Here is a 16,950-nt window from a genome sequence, read left to right as displayed (position 1 = left end):
CAGCCGTCCATGGCAGCAGCCGCGCGACGGAGGCGGCCCGCGCGCACCGGCCGGCCCATCATCGCCCACCCAGGAGCCCAGCCATGCAACTGAAATGGCTCGAAGACTTCGTCGAACTCGCGCGCACGCGCAGCTTCACCCGCGCGGCGGAGAACCGGTTCGTCACGCATCCGGCGTTCGGCCGCCGTATCCGGTCGCTCGAGGAGTGGGTCGGCGCGCGCCTGATCGCGCGCACGAAGCCGCTCGAACTGACGGCGGCGGGCACCGTGTTTCTCGATGCGGCATCGAACGCGCTCGACGTCCTGCACGGCGCCCGCACGCAACTCCAGGAAGCGTCGCCGGTGCTGGAGAACAACCTGCGAATCGCGACCGGCCGCACGCTCTCGGCCACCTTCTTCCCCGACTGGTACGACGAGACCGTTGCGCGCGCCGGTTTTTTTACGGCGACCGTGTCGACCGGCAGCGCGGAGGAAGCGATCCTGCAGCTCACGGCCGGCGACGCCGACATGCTGATCGTCTATTCGAGCCCGCATACGCGGCTGCTGATCGATCGCGACCGCTTCGACTGGCTGTCCGTCGCGCGCGAGGTGCTGGTGCCGGTCAGCGCGTTCGATGCGCGCGGCAGCGTGCGCTACCGGCTGCCGGCCGGGCAGGCGCCGGTGCCGTGGCTCGCGTTCGCGCGCACGTTGACCCTGCGCGCGGTGCTGGCGCGCCATCTCGCCGAAATGCCCGGCCGCCCGACGTTGCGGCCCGTGTACCAGGCCGACTCGTACGAAGCGATCCTCGCGATGGCGCGCCGCGGGCTCGGCCTGGCGTGGCTGCCGCAGCGGCTCGTCGCCGACGACGTCCGGCGCGGCGAGCTCGCGATCGTCGGGGGCGCCGACTGGCAGATCGGCTTCGACATTGCGCTGTACCGGCGACGGAACGACCCGCACCCGGTACTGGACGCGATCTGGCGCACCGCGCCGGCCCGCGACGACGGCGCCGCGTAGCTTCCGCGGGCAGCGCCCGCGCGGCCTGCGCGCCGATCGGCACGATTGCGTGCCGAAACGGCACGAACGCCCGCCCCGCGTTGCCTACACTCCGCGCTTGACTGGCCCGAACGGCCGCCGGCAAAGCCGCGCGCCGTCTTTCAAAATCCTGACGGCCAGCATTACCGGAGGAGCAAAGGGATGACCCGCACTACACACGGCGCGACGCCGGCCCCGCACAACCCGTGGCGCGAGATCTGCGCCGCGAGCATCGGCAACGCGCTGGAGTTCTACGATCTGCTGATCTACGGTTACTTCGCGATCGTCATCGGCCAGCTGTTTTTCCCCACGCACGACGCGGCGACTTCGCTGCTGCTGTCGGTCGGCACGTTCGGCATTTCGTTCGTCACGCGTCCGCTCGGCTCGATCGTGCTCGGCAGCTACGCCGACCGCGCGGGCCGCAAGGCATCGCTGACGATGTCGATCGGGCTGATGATGCTCGGCACCGCGATGATCGCGTTCGCGCCGACGTATGCGCAGATCGGCATCGCGTCGCCGTTGCTGATCATCGTCGCGCGGATGCTGCAGGGTTTCTCGACGGGCGGCGAATTCGGCGCGGCAACCGCGTTCATGGTCGAGCAGGCCGACGCGAAGCGCCGCGGTTTCTTCGCGAGCTGGCAGATGTCGACGCAGGGGCTCGCGACGGTGCTCGCGGCCGGCGTATCGGCGCTGCTGAGCCTGCTGCTGACGACCGACCAGCTGCACACGTGGGGCTGGCGCGTCGCGTTTTCGGTCGGGTTGCTGATCGGCCCGGTCGGGCTCTACATTCGCCGCAACATCGACGAACCGGCCGATTTCCGCCGGCTGGGCGAGCAAGGGCGCGCGAAGTCGCCGCTGCGCGACGTGTTCGTGCGCGATCGCGCGAACATGCTGCTCGGCGCGGGGGTGGTCGCGACGGCCACGGCTTTCAACTACGTGCACAAGCTGTACATGCCGACGTACGCGGTCAAGCAGCTGCATATCCCGGCCACGTCGTCGTATCTCGGCGCGGTCGTCACGGGCGCGATGCTGATGGTCGCCGCGCCGGTCGTCGGGCATCTGTCGGACCGTTTCGGCCGCATCCGCGTGATGCTGATCGCACTGATCCTGGTCGGCGCGACGACGTGGCCACTGTTCGTCATGCTGAACCGCTATCCGACGGTCGAGACGCTGCTCGCGGTCCAGGCGCTGGTCGGCCTGTTGATCGCGGTGAGCCTCGCGCCGCTGCCGGCGCTGCTCGCCGACATCTTCCCGACGAGCACGCGCGGCACGGGCCTCGCGCTGTCGTACAACTTCTCGGTGACGCTGTTCGGCGGCTTCGCGCCGCTGATCGTGACCTGGCTGATCGACGCGACGCACAACAAGCTGGCGCCGAGTTTCTACGTGATGGCGACGGCCGTGCTCGGGATCACGTCGGTGATTTCGCTCGGCCGCCGGATGCGCGGCACGGCGGCCGCCGCCGCGCCATCGACACGCGCGACCGGGGCGTGACGCGCCGGCCGCAAACCCGATTCCGGCGCAGCCGGCACACGCCGGCCGTGCCTTTTCCGAACCTTGTTGAGCCTTTCCGACATGACCACGCTTGAAGCCATCCGCGCCGCCTTGCCGGCCTATCCGATCGAAGTGGCCTTCCCCGACATCTCGCGCTGGCGCGCGGGCAATACGGGCATCGACTATCTGCATACGTTCGACAGCGGCCGGCCCGGCAAGCACGTGATGATCCTCGCGCTGACGCACGGCAACGAAGTCAGCGGCGCGATCGCGGTGGACACGTTGCTGGCCGCGGGCCTGCAGCCGGTCGCGGGCCGGCTGTCGCTCGGCTTCGGCAACGTGGGCGCCTACGAGCACTTCAGTGCGGAGAACGCCGATGCGACGCGCTACCTCGACGAGGACATGAATCGCGTGTGGACGCCGGCCGCGCTCGACGGCACGCGCGACAGCCGCGAGCTCGCGCGTGCGCGCGCGATGCGTCCGCTGCTCGATACGGTCGACCTGCTGCTCGACATTCATTCGATGCACGAAGCGTCCGCGCCGCTGATGATGACCGGGCCGCTCGAGAAGGCGATCGCGCTGGCGGCCGCAATCGGCACGCCGGAGCACGTGATCATCGATCGCGGCCATGCGAACGGCACGCGGCTGCGCGACTACGGCGGCTTCGGCGACGCGGCGAGCGCGAAGAATGCGCTGCTGATCGAGACGGGCCAGCACTTCGCCGCGAGCGCGCGTGACGTCGCGCTCGACAGCGCGGCGCGCTTCCTGCTGCATGCGGGCGTGGTCGCGCGCGACGACGTCGCGGCCTTCCTCACGCAGGCCGCGCCGGTGCGGCAGAAGTTCGTCGAGATCACGGAGCCGGTCGTCGCGCGTTCGATGGATTTCCGGTTCTCGCAACCGTTCACGGGGCTCGAGGTGATCGGGAAGGCCGGCACCGAAATTGCCCGCGACGGCGACCATGTGATCGTCACGCCGTACGACAACTGCGTGATCGTGCAACCGTCGATGCGGCATCTCGGCGTGAACGTCACGATGATGCGGCTGGGGCGCTTGCTGGATCGGTGACGTCGCCTTTGGCGGACCGCCGGGAGACGGCCCGCGCGGTCGCGCTTCTCAGCCGATGCGGGGTGGGCCATGCCGCATGCGATTCACGCATCGGCGCGGGCGGCGCAGACCGAACAGCCAGGGCGCCCGTGCATCGATGTGCTACGCGTGTCGCTTCGGGTTCCACGCCTTGTGTACGAATTCGAGGCGGTTGCCGTCGAAGTCGGCTACGTTGGCGGCGTAGTAGCCGGGGGCGAAATAGGTACGATCCGCCGGTTTCCCCTCGTCAATCCCGCCGGCCTTGATCGCAGCGGCGTAGGCGGCGTCGACCAGTTCATTGGTATCGCAGACGATCCCGACGTAAAGCCCGGTCTCGCCGGGATGACGTTTGCGCAGCCAGATGCTCGATCCGACTCCCGCTCCCTTGCCGTACACGTCGTCGCCGATGCCGTAAAGATCGGGGACGCTTTCCGGGCCCGAGGCGGAGTCGTAGTTGCCGAAAATGCTCCAGCCGAGCGGCTTCAAGGCTTCAGCGTAGAAGGCCAGTGATTTTTCGATGTCGGTGACTGAGATGTAAACGTGGTCGATCATTGGGCGCCTTCGACGTGGATGGGTACGGTCCGCGCATGGCGATATCCGACAGCCGGGCGTCTGCTCGTGGCCGGGCCCCGACGGTCGCCGACGCAGGGATGCCTGATGCTACGGCCGCGCATGCGCTTTCACAAGCCGCACATGGAATCACGCGCGAGCCTGGCGCAACGAACCGGGCATCCGGCTCGGCGTGAACGTCACGATGATGCGATGGAGGCGACAAACGCTGGACGACGCTTGATTCGCAACGGCAAGCCGGCCGGCTTCATCGTTACCGGGACGGGAATGGCAGACGGATGAACAGGTAGCGGGCATGCAGGTGCGATGTCGCGCAGTATCGGCACCCCAGCCCGCGATGGTGCTGGATTCAGACCGTCAATCCAGCACCGGGCTTCACGTATCGATAATCGTCGAGCGCTTCAAGATCGATTAACGAATCGCAAAGCGGGTCGCCGGCGAGCCATTCGCGCAATTATTTCCATAGATAAACATATTTCTGTTTTCCGAATATGCCTGGTAAATAATCGAATAAACTTCCTTGGCACTGAACGAGTAGACGCCATCGTTGATCGTCACCAGCAGGTTGCCGGTGGTGTCGGTTTCGATCTTGTCGATCTTGCCGGCTTTGCAAAGCGCCTGTGCGGACGCGCACGTGGAGGCGAGCATCAGTGCTGAAAACAGCACGGTTGCAATCTTCTTCATGACTTTCCTTTGGAATTGAATGAAATGATGCGATCTGACGACGTCGGCCACGTCCGGAAAGACATGTCTGTCCTTCCGGATTGCTGATTCGCAAGCGTCTGGAAATCAACGGGGCCTGGCAAGCTGGAACTTTGCGACAAAGCACGAATGAAATGATTCGTGCTGCGCCTCCGTTACCTCTTTGATTTTTGAATCGCGGTGTTGCGGCGCACAACACAGACTATTTATTTGGGTTTGAGGGCGCCAATCGAATTAATTTATCGTTAATGGAATTCGATAATTTTTTGTTTGAATTTGATTTAATTGAATTTTGGGTGGTGTTGTTTTTATTTTTTGATTGTTTCGATATTCAAATAATCGGCGGCGAATATTGAGGCGATGATCGGTGGTGGTGCCGGCGCGGCAGGCGATGCGCATGGGCGTACATGGGGCTCGATCGTTCGAGCGCGGGAGGAATCCATGGCACGAAGCGACTCGTGCCCGAACGGAAAGGCGCTACACTGCGCGGGTTCCCGGGCACACCGGGAGCGCCGGGGCGCCGGACACACGGTTTGCCGACACGCGACGATGGTTTCGCCCGCACCCCGGCTCATTCGAACAAATCACGAGAGCAAGAGAGGGCCCATGCTGACACGTCTTCGTATCGGTCTCGATCGCGCGCGCGACCTGCGCGAAGCGGGACGACCGTCTCCCGTCCATCCACGGCCGCAGGCGAGCGAACTGGTCGACCTCAGCGCGCAGCGCGCGATGTGGCGTGTCGCCGTTCCGGGCCAGGCCGACTGCTACATGGCGGCGACGCCCGCCGAAACGGAGCGCTACGTCGTGCATCTCGACGCGCAGACGTTCTATGGCCTGTGGCTCGGCACGAGCCCGAGATTCCCGCAGCCGAACTCGCAGGACTGCGTGCCGCGCCGCGTCATGCCGCTCGACAGCAAGTACGCGTCGGCCGCCGCCGCGTTCCGGGCCGGCCGCCTCGAACCGGTGGCACTGCCGCCGGTCGGCTACTGGATCGAGGGAGGCGGGTACGAAGTCGCGATGAGCAACGGCATGACGCGCACCTTCTGGCTGCTCGCCAACCGCGTGCGGTCGTTTCCGGTCAGCGTCGACAACGCGACCTGGGCCACGATGCTGAACAACATGGCCGGCGTCGGTGTCGCGCCGATCGCGTACCGCGAACTGTTTTCCCGGCGCGCGTAGGTCGGTCGTCGCGATCCGGCCGCACCGGATCGCCCCGGTTTGACACGCCGCGTTCGCGGCCTTTAAAGTCGCATCGCGGGCCGGTGGGTCAAGCTCACGCCCGGAACAGGCAGCCGATGTTCCAGGACTACGGGGCTACCCCGTGGATCAGATCGACATCCCGATGCGTCGCAAGGAGCGCCGTTGCGCGTTGCGCAACGTGACTCCTCGCAATACCCGTCACGTTGGCTCATCGTCCCGCCCATCCTTTTCCATGTCTTCATCCCTGCGCGATACCACCCGCACGATTGCCGAGGCGATGCTGGCCGGTGCGCCCGAACGTGCCGGCGTCCTGTCCCGGATGGCGGCGGTGCTCGGCGGCGCGCCGCCGTGGACTCACGAAGTCGCGGACGCCGCGCTCGTGCGCTTCGGCGCGCGCTGGGCCGATGTCGACATCGATGCGCTTGCGGCGCACCTCGCCGATGCGCCGCCGTTCGTGCTCGCGTGGTACGGCAGCGACCGGCCCGCCGCGATCCGCGTCGTGCGGCGGCCGCTCGTCCAGCTGCCGTTGCCGGCGCCGCTGGCCGGCTGCGACGTGCCGCAATGGGCGACGCCCGGCGATCTCGCCGACTGGCTCGGCGTGCGCGTGCCGGAACTCGACTGGCTGTCCGACCATTGGCGCGTCGACGCGCGTAGCGGCGCCACGCCGTTGCATCACTACACGTACGTGGCGCACGACAAGCGCAGCGGCGGGTGCCGCCTGGTCGAGATCCCGAAGGGCCGGCTGCGCGAAGCGCAGCGCCGCATCCTGCACGGGCTGCTCGACCGCATTGCGCCGCACGATGCGGTACACGGTTTTCGCAAGGGGCACGGGATCGTGTCGTTCGCGGCGCCGCATGCCGATCGCGATGTCGTCGTCCGTTTCGACCTCGCGGATTTCTTCGTATCGATACGCGCCGCACGCATTCACGCGCTGTTCGTCACGCTCGGATACCCGGCCGAAGTCGCGCGCACGCTTACCGGGCTGTGCACCAACCGCGTGCCGTCCGCGCGGCTGCTCGCACCGGATCTGCGCGACCGGTTCGACTGGATCGGCCGTCAGCGCTATCGAGAACGGCATCTGCCGCAGGGGGCGCCGACGTCGCCGGCGCTGGCGAACCTGAGCGCCTTCCGGTTCGACATGCGGCTCGCCGCGCTCGCGCGTTCGCTCGATGCAACCTACACGCGTTACGCCGACGATCTCGCATTTTCCGGCGGCGGCGCGCTGGCGCGCGACGTCGAGCGGCTGCAGGTGCGCGTTGCCGCGATCGCGCTCGAGGAGGGCTTTGCGCTGCACCTGCGCAAGACGCGCGTGATGCGGCGCGGCATGCGCCAGCAACTCGCCGGCGTGGTCGTCAATCGTCATCCGAACCTGGCGCGCGATGAGTTCGATCTCCTGAAGGCCATCCTGACCAACTGCATCCGGAGCGGGCCGGCGTCGCAGAATCGCGATGCGCGTCCGGATTTCCACGCGCATCTCGCCGGGCGCGTCGCGCATGCGGCCGCGCTGAACGCGGCGCGCGGCGCGAAGCTGCGCGCGCTGTTCGACAGGATCGAGTGGGACGCCTGCGACGTCGGTCTGTAAGCGGCTGAAAAGCGATCGACGAGCGGCCGAAAAGCGACCAAAAAGCGACCGGGTCCGGATCGACGCCGGCCGACGACTTCTGCATCGCGATGCCGTGCACTGCTATCATTCGCGCCATGCCGCGCCAGTGCCTGGTGCGGCGCCTACTTGCCGCAGTCGTTCGCCCGTGCCTTCGTATGCGGCGGGCTGCGCGTTGCCGGGCCGGTTCAGTCTGTCATCGATTGACGCGCGACGTCGTTTAGTGCGTATCGCGCAAGCCACGCCGGCTCAGGCAAACGATACATACATTTGACAGCACCCATCGGCGGAACTTCGTGGTAGGTTCCGCCATCGGAGCTTTTTGCGAAAACATGCCCAAAGAGGATGAATACATGACCCAGGCCCTGCAGGAACTCGAAGCACAACTTCGGGACCTGAATATCAAGCTGTCGGATGCGAAGCAGAAGGAGAAGCAGGCCGCGCTCGCGGCATTCAAGGAACAGGTCGAGCTTTTGGGAATTTCGCAGCAGGAAGTGCTGAGCGCGCTCGGTTATATCGTCCAGCGAAAACGCAAGGCACCTGCCAAGTACTACGATCCGACGACCGGCCGCTCATGGTCGGGCCGCGGCCCGCGGCCGAAATGGCTCGAAGGCAAGGATCTCGACACGCTCGCCGTCGACCGCGAGGCCAAGACCTGGTGGCCCGGAGACGACCAGGGCTGAAGCCGGCCAGGCTGCCGGACCCTCCGGCGCCCTCCGGCTCGCGCAAGCGGGCCGGCCGGCAACCTGCTCCCCCCACGTAGTCGTTCATCCGGTGTCCGGCCTGGCCGCGACATCGCCGGCTTCACCGCCGACACCGGCCCGCCGTTTTTCTCTCCCGTTCATGACCCGCAGGTTGCCGCCATGCCGTCCCGCAGACGGGTGCCGGCGCGCGCGGAGCCTCGCCACTGGCCGACCTGCCGGTCCTTCGTTCGCGGGCACAGGCCTTAGAATGTCGCCGGACAATCGTGGCGGGACACCATGGCAGCAAACATGAAATCTCCGACGCTCGGCGGCCCGTCGGCCCCGCGCGTCGAGCAGGTCGGCGCGTACGCGTGGAAAGCGCTGGCCGGATCGGCGATCGGCTATGCGATGGACGGCTTCGACCTGCTGATCCTCGGCTTCATGCTGCCGGCGATCACGGCGGCGCTGCACCTGACGCCCGGGCAGGGCGGCGCGCTCGTCACCTGGACGCTGATCGGCGCCGTCGCGGGCGGCATCCTGTTCGGTGCGCTGAGCGACCGCTACGGGCGCGTGCGTGTGCTGACCTGGACGATCCTGCTGTTCGCGGTCTTCACCGGGCTGTGTGCGTTCGCACAGGGTTTCCGGGATCTGCTCGTCTACCGCACCATCGCGGGCATCGGGCTGGGCGGCGAGTTCGGGATCGGCATGGCGCTCGCGGCGGAAGCGTGGCCGGCCAGCAAACGCGCGCGCGTGTCGTGCTACGTCGCGCTCGGCTGGCAGGCCGGCGTGCTGCTGGCCGCCCTGCTGACGCCGTTCCTGCTGCTGCACATCGGCTGGCGCGGGATGTTCCTGGTCGGCGTGCTGCCCGCGCTGCTCGCGTGGGCGATGCGCAACAAGCTGCACGAGCCGGAAGCGTTCGTGCAGCGCGCGGCGCAGCCGAAGGCCAACGCGTTCCGCCTGCTCGTCGCGGACGGCCGTACAGCGCGCACGAGCCTCGGCATCGTGATCCTGTGTTCGGTCCAGAATTTCGGCTACTACGGGATCATGATCTGGCTGCCGACCTTCCTGTCGAAACAGATGGGTTTCTCGCTGACGAAGTCGGGGGTGTGGACGGCGGCGACGGTCGTCGGGATGATGATCGGCGTCTGGGTGTTCGGGCAGCTGGCCGACCGCATCGGGCGCAAGCCGACGTTCCTGCTGTACCAGCTCGGCGCGGTGGCGACGGTCATCGCGTATGCGCAGCTGTCGGACCCCACGGCGATGCTGTGGGCCGGCGCGCTGATGGGCATGTTCGTCAACGGGATGGTCGGTGGCTACGGGACGCTGATGTCGGAGGGTTATCCGACGGCCGCACGCGCAACCGCGCAGAACGTGCTGTGGAACATCGGCCGCGCGGTGGGCGGCTTCGGCCCGGTCGCGGTCGGCGCGCTTGCCGCGCACTATTCGTTCCAGACGGCCATCGCGATGCTCGCCGGCCTCTACGTGCTCGACATGGTCGCGACGCTGTTCCTGATTCCCGAGCTCAAGGGCGTCGAGCTCGAATGAGCGCGGCGATCGCGCGCAATCCAACCCCTTCTCCGGAAACCACGATGCAGCAGAAGAACAGGACGATCGGCGTGATGGGCTCGGGCAAGGAGCCGTGGCTCGCGTTTTCGGAGCCGCTCGGCGCATGGCTGGCGCAGGCCGGTTTCAACCTGCTGACGGGCGGCGGGCAGGGCGTGATGCTGGCGGTCGCGCGGGCGTTCGCCGGCGTGCCCGGGCGGACCGGGCGGTCGATCGGCATCCTGCCGACGCAGGCCGATCCGCTCGCGGGCTTCGTGCCGCTCGACGGCTATCCGCATCCGTTCGTCGACATCCCGATCCTCACGCCGCTGCCGCGCCGCGAGCCGGACGCCGAGCCGCACACGATCAACCGCAACTACGTGAACGTGCTGAGCAGCGACCTGATCGTCGCGCTGCCGGGCGGGCACGGCACGGCCGAGGAGATTGCGCTCGCGCGGCGCTGGCGCAAACCGCTCGTCTGCTTCGGGCCGGAGGGGGCGTTTCGCGTGCTCGCGGCGGGAGCCACGTGCACGTCGTCGCTCGACGACGTGATCCGGTTCGTGGAAGACGCGTTTTCGGCGGAGCAGGTGCCGCGATAGCGCGTTGAATGGCGTCGAGCGCATTCGTCTCGACGTCCGCTCGGCGCGGCCGGTTCCTGCTGTCGCCGGCCGTGCGGCAGGTCGGGCGACGTCGCGAATGGGTCGAACATCCGCCGCTACGACGCGAGCACGAGCGCGTCGGCGCTGTACGGGCTGCCGTCCGGACGGCCGGAAGCGCGGCACCGGATCGCGTCGCGCGACGACGCTCAGCGCCCCGTCTTCAACTGCGCCCACAGCCGGTTCTGCAGCCGGCGAATCTCGGGCGGCATCGGCTTGAGCAGCGTCATCCTGCTCAGCACCTCGTCGGCCGGATACACCGACGGGTCGCGCGCGATCGCGGGCTTCACGTACTGGCGCGCGGCCTTGTTCGCGGTCGGATAGAACACCGCGTTGGTGATGCCGGCGTTGACCTTCGGATCCTGCAGGTAGTTGATCCACTTCAGCGCGGCGTCGCGGTTCGGCGCATCCTTCGGGATCACCATCATGTCGAACCACAGCAGCCCGCCTTCCTTCGGGTTCGCGAAGCGGATCTCGTACGGGCGCTTCGCTTCGGCGGCGCGGCGGTGCGCAATGCCGACGTCGCCCGAGTAGCCGAACGACACGCAGAGGTCGTTGTTCGCGAGATCGTTGATGTAGCCCGACGAGTTGAACTGCGTGATGTACGGGCGCACCTTCTTCAGCACCTCGTACGCCGCGCGGTAGTCGGCCGGGTTCGTGCTGTTCGGGTCCTTGCCCATGTACTGCAGCGTGGCCGCGAACACGTCGACCGCCTGGTCGAGGAACGACACGCCGCAGCTCTTGAGCTTCGCCATGTTGGCCGGATCGAACACCAGCGCCCAGCTGTCGACCGGCACCTTGTCGCCGAGCGCCTTCTTCACCGCCTGCACGTTGTAGCCGATGCCGTCGGTGCCGTAGGCCCATGGCACGCCGTACTGGTTGCCCGGATCGGCGTCGGCGACCATCTTCATCAGCAGCGGATCGAGGTTCGACAGGTTCGGCAGCTTCGACTTGTCGAGCGGCTGGTAGACGCTCGCCTGAATCTGCTTGGCCATGTAGTTCGACGTCGGCACGACGATGTCGTAGCCGGAATTCCCCGACATCAGTTTCGCCTGCAGCGTGTCGTCGCTGTCGTAGTTGTCGTAACGCACGTGGAGGCCCGTCTGCTTCTGGAAGTTCGGGACCGTGTCCGGTGCGATGTAGTCGGACCAGTTGTAGATGTTCAGTTCACCGGCCGCGTGGGCGGTCGTGCCGGCGGACGCGGCGGCCGACAGGGTGGCGGCGGTTGCAATGCTGCGGGCAAGCGTGCGGATTCGCATGACGAAGTCTTCCATTTTCAGGGCGCGTGTCGATCCGCGATGCGCGGGCCGGTGCGCGACGGTTCATCGGATGAAGCGGGCGTGCGCGAGCACCGCTCGCGGTGAGCGAGCGTGGTGCGCGACGATCAGGAATCCGTTCGATTGCGGGCCGGCTCGCACGGAAACGAAGCGCGAGCGGATTCCGTCACCGGTCGGGCGACACGGCGGGCAGGTCGAACGGATACAGGGAAAGGGGTGAAGCGCTAAGGCAGCAGCGAGGCCACGTCGTCGGTATGGATCGCGACGTACGCACGCGCGGCGACGGCGTTGTGGCGGCGAACGGAGCGGCAGGACAGGATGGTGTAGATCGACAGATGCAGGCGAGGACTTTGCCAGCCGTCACCACTGTCGTCGGTGGACGCGATCGCGGCGCGCAGGTTTCGCGCATCGCCTCGTCTCCACCGCACCAGCGGGCCACGGAATCTCACGTTTACTCTCGACCGGGTTGTTGAAAGTATTGAACACCTGACGATTCGCCAGCGACTGCCGTTTCAGGCCGCGGTCATCGAATTTGCCGCGATGCGCGATCGGTTTCGAGACGGGAACTGAAAGCTTGGCGGACCGCTGGATCGCCGAAAACATGACGCTTCCGTGAATCATCAGGTAAATCGCTGTAAGGATGTCTCGGGATTTTCCCTAGTGATTCGCAGGCCGATGCAGGCGTTCGGCGTGATCGCGATAACGGATGAACCGCGCACGCGACGCGGCTCGAGCAGCCATGACGGGCGTCAAGTGATGAGAATATTCGACGGCATGCAGCCCGTCGACCTTCAGCCGCCGGATGGCCCGGGCCGGCTGAAGCGCTGCTCGACCACCTCGGTGCCCCATTGCGTGCCCGCGGATTCGCTCGTCAGCGTGAAGCCGAACGACTCGTACAGGTGGCGTGCCGAATCGAGGCCCTTGAACGTCCACAGGTAGGTTTCGCGAAACCGCTGCGCGTCGACGAAGCGCATGGCTTCCGTCATGAGGCGGCGCCCGATGCCCGAGCCGCGCAACGCATCGTTCACGATGAACCATCGCAGGTGCGCGACGCCCGTTGCCGGGTCGCCGTCGATCGCGAGCGACGCGAGCGTCCGTCCGTCTTCCTGGCACAGCCAGAGCGCCTTGCCGTCGGCCGGCAGCGCACCGGCGAACTCGGCCAGCTCGGTCGCCACCCGCTTTTCGAAAAAGGCGCCGAATCCCCAGTGTTCCGAATAGAAGCGCGCGTGAAGGCTCGCGATATCGCCGATGCAGCCCGGCTGGTAGCCTTCGCGGATCGATGGCGCATCGGGTGTCGCGGCGCTTGCCCTGGCGGCATTGTCCTGCGCGAGCGCATCGGCATACAGCGCGAGCGAGCGCAGCAGCGCCTGTTGATCCGCCGGCACCATGCGGCGCAGCGCATTCGACACCTGATCCGTCGCGAACGCGTCGATTCTTTTCTGGAGCTTCTTGCCGTCGGCGGTCAGGTACAGCTCGGTCGCGCGCGCATCGTCGCTCGACACGCGCCGTTCGACGATGCCGGCCGCCTCGAGCCGCGCGAGTTGCCGGCTCGTGTTCGATTTGTCCAGCCGCAGGATGTTGCCCAGATCGCGGGCGTTGATGCCGGGCGCCATCCCGATCTCGAGGATCGCGTGAACCGCCGAAGGCGCCCAGTCGCTGTCGGCCAGCGTCGCGCGCATGAAGCCGAGCTCGCGAACCAGTTTGCGGGAGAAGTCGCGAAGCTCGAGGATGGTTGCTTCGCGAGGCTTGGCGGGAGCGTCGATGAGGTCCATGGTCAGCCCGGAAAGGTTGCGGATCGCAAGCAATAATAGTTGCGGGTCGCAACTTGATCAAGGCGGATTTTCATCGGGACGCGTCGTGCCGAGCGGTGCTTGCGGGGCCGGCGCCGGCGCGGATCACGGGGACGGATGGGCGGGCGGTGAGTGGTATTGGCGCGGATGGCGGAGTGCCGGGCACCGGACGCATACTCGATGCATCCGGACGCCCCGCCATGCGAGCGCGGGTGTCGGCCGGTCTCGATCCGCGGCGGCGGACAACGGAGCCCACCATGAACAATCTGAAGCCGATGACGATTGCGTTGCTTGCCGGATGCGGGATCGGTGCCGGTGCCGGTGCCGGTGCCGTTCACGCGGCCGGCAGCATGGATGCGCCGCCCTGCAGCGCGGCGCATGCGGCGGATCAGGGCGGGATCGCCGCGATGCCTGGCACGTCGGTGCGCAGCTTTTCGACCGCCGGTTGCTCGGGCGCGGTGCTGCAGGGCGACCGTGCCACCGCGACGGTCAACGGCGACCGGATCGAGCTGCGGGACGGCATCGTCTACGTGAACGGCCGTTCGTACGGCGCCGTCACACCGGCGCAGACGGTCGAATACGAAGCCGCGCACGACCGGCGTACGTTGAAGGTCGACGGGAAACCCCGCACGCCGGTGCGCTGAGTCCGCGCCCGGGCCCGCGGCAACCGCGTCGCGCCTAGTCGACCAGCGTCAGCCGGCCGTCGCTGAGTTGCACCTCGCGCCCGATCCACGCCGCGTCGACGTGCGGCAGCACGGCCGACGGCTTGCGCAGTTCGCGCAGCAGCGTCGCGCCGTGCGACAGCCGGCCGCCCATGCGCGCGATCACCGCGCGCGCGGCCTGGTACTGCGCGTGCCGGCCCGGGTCGAGCGTGTCTTCGAGCAGGATGTCGCGGCCGAGCACGCCTTGCGTGTGGCCCGGATAGATCATGAAGCCGGCCGCCTCGTCGGTGCCTTCGCTGCCGTCCTGCCAGAAGCTGCCGTTGCGTTCGCGGCGATCGGGATGGGGCGCGAACCATGCGTCGCGGTCGGCGGCCGGCATCGCGTGATGCAGGCGGAAGAACACGCGCATCAGGTTGTCGCGATACCACTCGCGCACCTGCAGATACCAGCCGCGCATGCCGGGCGCGCCGAGCGCGTGGAGCACGCGGACGGGCAGCGGCCAGTCGGGAAACGCCTGCAACGGCAGATCGGCGGGCGCGGGCCGTGCGGTGCCCGGATCGGTTTCCCACGGCAGGCGATGCGGGCTGTTCTCGAGCCGGCCATACGCGGTCGGCGGACGGCCCCACAGTGCGCCGCCGCTGCTGGCCAGCGATGACGCGATGCACAGGTTGCCCTGCACGACGAACACGTAGAAGCGCGTGAACCAGTCGGCCAGCTGCCGGCCGTCGGCGCGTTGCTCGACGAGCGTCGCGAGTTCCCGGTCGAAGCGCTGCAGGCCGCGTTCGAGCGTCGGCAGATGCCCGCGGGCGGCGCGCAGCATGCGCCAGAACACCGGCAGCGAACGCAGCAGCCGCAGCGGGCGCCAGCGCAGCGGCGGGGTCGCGCCGCCGATCTCGCCGCTGTAGTTGCCGGCCGATACGCCCCAGTCGGCGAGACGGGCGAGGAACAGGTCGTTGTTGATGTACGACGCGCCGCCATAGAGCGCGGTGAATGGTTCGTTGTCCTGCAATACGCGCGCATCCCAGCGCGCCATGATGGCCGGGATGCTGCCGGCCGCGCGCCGTTGTGCGTACTCGACCAGCCGGCTGGGCTGCGGCGGCAGGATCTCGGCGATGTTCGCGGCAGTCAGGTGCCGGTGCCAGCCGTAGCTGCTGATCGGGCGGTATTGCAGCAGCCACAGCTGCGTGCCGTCCCACGCCCATTCGACATCGCCCGGCACGTAGTGGAACGCGCGCAGCACGCGTTGCAGGAAGGTCCACAGTTGCGTCGCGCCCAGGCCGTGCGCGCCCGGGAACGTGCCGCGTTGCCAGGGCTCGCCGAGCCGCGACAGGATCGCGCGTTGCGGGCTGGCCTGGCCGTCGGCGAGCGATTCGAGGTGGCCTTCCACCCATTCGACTTCGACCGCGAGATGCCGCACGAACGCGATGCCCGACAGCACCGGCGTGATGAAGCGCTGTACGACCGTTTCCTCGAGGCCGCCGTCGAGCAGCTCGGCCACGCGCGCGGCGGCGTGCGACGCCGGTACGCGCAGGAACGTGGTGTGCAGGCCCGCGTTGGCCGCATCGGCCTGGTCTTCGCCATGGCTCGACGAGCGGATCGCCCACTCGGCGTCGGGCTGGCTCGCGAGAAAGCCGGGCAGGCGCGGATCGTCGGCGCGGGTCAGCGACAGCGCGGGCGGCACGGGCAGGCCGGCCATCGTCGCCAGCGCCAGGCGCCCGCCCTTGGTGTGCGCGACGAAGCCGGCGTCGCCCGCTTCGAGCCACTGCGCGAATGCCGCCGGCGCGTCGATCCACGGATAGTGTCCCCAGCCGGCCTGCAGCGTGACGGTGAGGTCGGCGCGCGCGAGGATGGCCGACCATGCGGCGGCCTGGCGCACGCCGAGCACGGCGTCCTGGTCGCCCCACACGAGTTCGATGCGATCGGTGACCCACTCGAGCAGCGGCAGCGCGGTATCGGCGCGCACGAGATCCCAGTGCGGCAGGAACGCGCGGCAGCGCGCGTAGCCGGCGCCCATGCGGCGGTACTGCGCGCGTGTCCAGGTCAGGTTCGAGAACTTGCGGGCGAACAGCGCCGGGTAGTGCGCGAGCAGCCAGTGAATGGTCTTGCGCAGCGGCTTCGGCGCCATCAGTTTCGGCAGGCGCCGTTCCCACAGAAATGCACCGACGGGCGCGAGCAGCACGCTGCGGCCGAAGTGGCCGGGGCGCCGTTGCAACGCATGCAGCACCAGCAGCGCATTCACGCCGACCGCCATGATCGCGTGGCCTGGTTCGGTCGCGTCCAGCAGCGCTTGCGCATACGCGGCGAGATCTTCGCAGGGCGGCGCGGGATTGTCGCCGAAGCCCGGCAGTTCCAGCGGCACGGGCCGGTAATGGCGGAAGTGGGGCAGCGTGTCGTCCCACCAGTCGGCCGCGCTGCCGTTGCCGGCGAGGAGGTACAGGATCGGTTTGCTCATGGAGGCTTCGTTGGCGGGCGATCGTCGCGGTGGCGCGCGCCCGGATGGGGCGGCGCGGCCCGCGGATGCCGCTGCGCATGTTCGTGTCGTCTTGTTCGCGTTGCGCCGGTGCGAGTGGAATGGAAGCGTGGCCCCGCTCGGCTTGATGGTTGCGCGCATTCTACTTGAGTCGACCCGGACGATAACCGCCATCTCGAACGCGACTTCATGCAGACGCAGGTGATGCATGACG

15 protein-coding genes are annotated in these 16,950 nt (G+C 67.7%); 9 read left to right on the top strand and 6 right to left on the bottom strand.

Going from position 1 to position 16,950, the window contains the following annotated elements; all coding sequences use genetic code 11:
• Window positions 1–83: 83 nt before the first annotated feature.
• The 3 genes from E9536_RS28730 to E9536_RS28720 all read left to right on the top strand — a co-directional run bounded on the left by E9536_RS28730 (window position 84) and on the right by E9536_RS28720 (window position 3,566).
• On the top strand, window positions 84–992 hold the full coding sequence (locus E9536_RS28730) for a LysR substrate-binding domain-containing protein (RefSeq protein WP_027792138.1): 909 nt from the start codon (window positions 84–86) through the stop codon (window positions 990–992).
• Between the two features lie 180 nt (window positions 993–1,172).
• The gene (locus tag E9536_RS28725; RefSeq protein WP_136471561.1) at window positions 1,173–2,501 is read left to right on the top strand and encodes an MFS transporter; all 1,329 of its coding nucleotides are present in this window, start codon (window positions 1,173–1,175) and stop codon (window positions 2,499–2,501) included.
• 81 nt (window positions 2,502–2,582) lie between these two features.
• Complete coding sequence (locus E9536_RS28720; RefSeq protein WP_060170119.1) at window positions 2,583–3,566, top strand: succinylglutamate desuccinylase/aspartoacylase family protein; 984 nt, start codon at window positions 2,583–2,585, stop codon at window positions 3,564–3,566.
• A gap of 141 nt (window positions 3,567–3,707) precedes the next feature.
• Here the strand turns inward: E9536_RS28720 and E9536_RS28715 are convergent, their stop codons facing one another.
• Together E9536_RS28715 and E9536_RS28710 are read right to left on the bottom strand one after the other, a co-directional pair.
• Entirely contained in the window at window positions 3,708–4,136 is a 429-nt protein-coding gene (locus tag E9536_RS28715) for a VOC family protein (protein ID WP_027792136.1), read from the bottom strand.
• Between the two features lie 429 nt (window positions 4,137–4,565).
• Window positions 4,566–4,838 carry a hypothetical protein gene (locus tag E9536_RS28710; protein WP_027792135.1) on the bottom strand — a complete coding sequence of 91 codons (273 nt, stop codon included), beginning with the start codon at window positions 4,836–4,838 and terminating at the stop codon, window positions 4,566–4,568.
• A gap of 624 nt (window positions 4,839–5,462) precedes the next feature.
• Here E9536_RS28710 and E9536_RS28705 point away from each other — a divergent pair.
• The 5 genes from E9536_RS28705 to E9536_RS28680 all read left to right on the top strand — a co-directional run bounded on the left by E9536_RS28705 (window position 5,463) and on the right by E9536_RS28680 (window position 10,480).
• Window positions 5,463–6,035, top strand: coding sequence for a hypothetical protein (locus tag E9536_RS28705; RefSeq protein WP_027792134.1), 573 nt, complete (start codon window positions 5,463–5,465; stop codon window positions 6,033–6,035).
• A 253-nt stretch (window positions 6,036–6,288) separates the two neighbouring features.
• Complete coding sequence (locus tag E9536_RS28700; protein WP_136471559.1) at window positions 6,289–7,638, top strand: reverse transcriptase family protein; 1,350 nt, start codon at window positions 6,289–6,291, stop codon at window positions 7,636–7,638.
• Between the two features lie 371 nt (window positions 7,639–8,009).
• A complete protein-coding gene (locus tag E9536_RS28690) occupies window positions 8,010–8,339 on the top strand; it encodes an H-NS histone family protein (protein ID WP_027792132.1) in 330 nt (109 codons plus the stop codon).
• 297 nt (window positions 8,340–8,636) lie between these two features.
• Window positions 8,637–9,884 carry an MFS transporter gene (locus E9536_RS28685; protein WP_059856331.1) on the top strand — a complete coding sequence of 416 codons (1,248 nt, stop codon included), beginning with the start codon at window positions 8,637–8,639 and terminating at the stop codon, window positions 9,882–9,884.
• Window positions 9,881–10,480 (top strand): DNA-binding protein, encoded by a 600-nt coding sequence (locus E9536_RS28680; RefSeq protein ID WP_124814948.1) that lies wholly within the window; start codon window positions 9,881–9,883, stop codon window positions 10,478–10,480. Before E9536_RS28685 ends, E9536_RS28680 begins: the two co-directional genes overlap by 4 nt.
• A 206-nt stretch (window positions 10,481–10,686) precedes the next feature.
• Here the strand turns inward: E9536_RS28680 and E9536_RS28675 are convergent, their stop codons facing one another.
• The 3 genes from E9536_RS28675 to E9536_RS28665 form a co-directional block, all read right to left on the bottom strand.
• On the bottom strand, window positions 10,687–11,796 hold the full coding sequence (locus E9536_RS28675) for a polyamine ABC transporter substrate-binding protein (protein WP_136471680.1): 1,110 nt from the start codon (window positions 11,794–11,796) through the stop codon (window positions 10,687–10,689).
• A 242-nt stretch (window positions 11,797–12,038) separates the two neighbouring features.
• Entirely contained in the window at window positions 12,039–12,263 is a 225-nt protein-coding gene (locus E9536_RS28670) for a hypothetical protein (protein ID WP_081057161.1), read from the bottom strand.
• 342 nt (window positions 12,264–12,605) lie between these two features.
• Window positions 12,606–13,586 carry a helix-turn-helix domain-containing GNAT family N-acetyltransferase gene (locus E9536_RS28665; protein WP_027792127.1) on the bottom strand — a complete coding sequence of 327 codons (981 nt, stop codon included), beginning with the start codon at window positions 13,584–13,586 and terminating at the stop codon, window positions 12,606–12,608.
• A 275-nt stretch (window positions 13,587–13,861) separates the two neighbouring features.
• Between E9536_RS28665 and E9536_RS28660 the strand changes: the two genes are divergently transcribed.
• The gene (locus tag E9536_RS28660) at window positions 13,862–14,248 is read left to right on the top strand and encodes a sugar ABC transporter ATPase (RefSeq protein ID WP_136471557.1); all 387 of its coding nucleotides are present in this window, start codon (window positions 13,862–13,864) and stop codon (window positions 14,246–14,248) included.
• A 34-nt stretch (window positions 14,249–14,282) separates the two neighbouring features.
• Here the strand turns inward: E9536_RS28660 and E9536_RS28655 are convergent, their stop codons facing one another.
• Window positions 14,283–16,718 carry a PEP-utilizing enzyme gene (locus E9536_RS28655; RefSeq protein WP_168799585.1) on the bottom strand — a complete coding sequence of 812 codons (2,436 nt, stop codon included), beginning with the start codon at window positions 16,716–16,718 and terminating at the stop codon, window positions 14,283–14,285.
• Window positions 16,719–16,950 lie beyond the last annotated feature (232 nt).

The sequence above is a fragment of the Burkholderia sp. LS-044 genome (assembly GCF_004803625.1).
In the GTDB taxonomy this organism is placed as follows: Bacteria; Pseudomonadota; Gammaproteobacteria; order Burkholderiales; family Burkholderiaceae; genus Burkholderia; species Burkholderia cepacia.
This window is presented reverse-complemented; position numbering and strand designations above follow the sequence as displayed.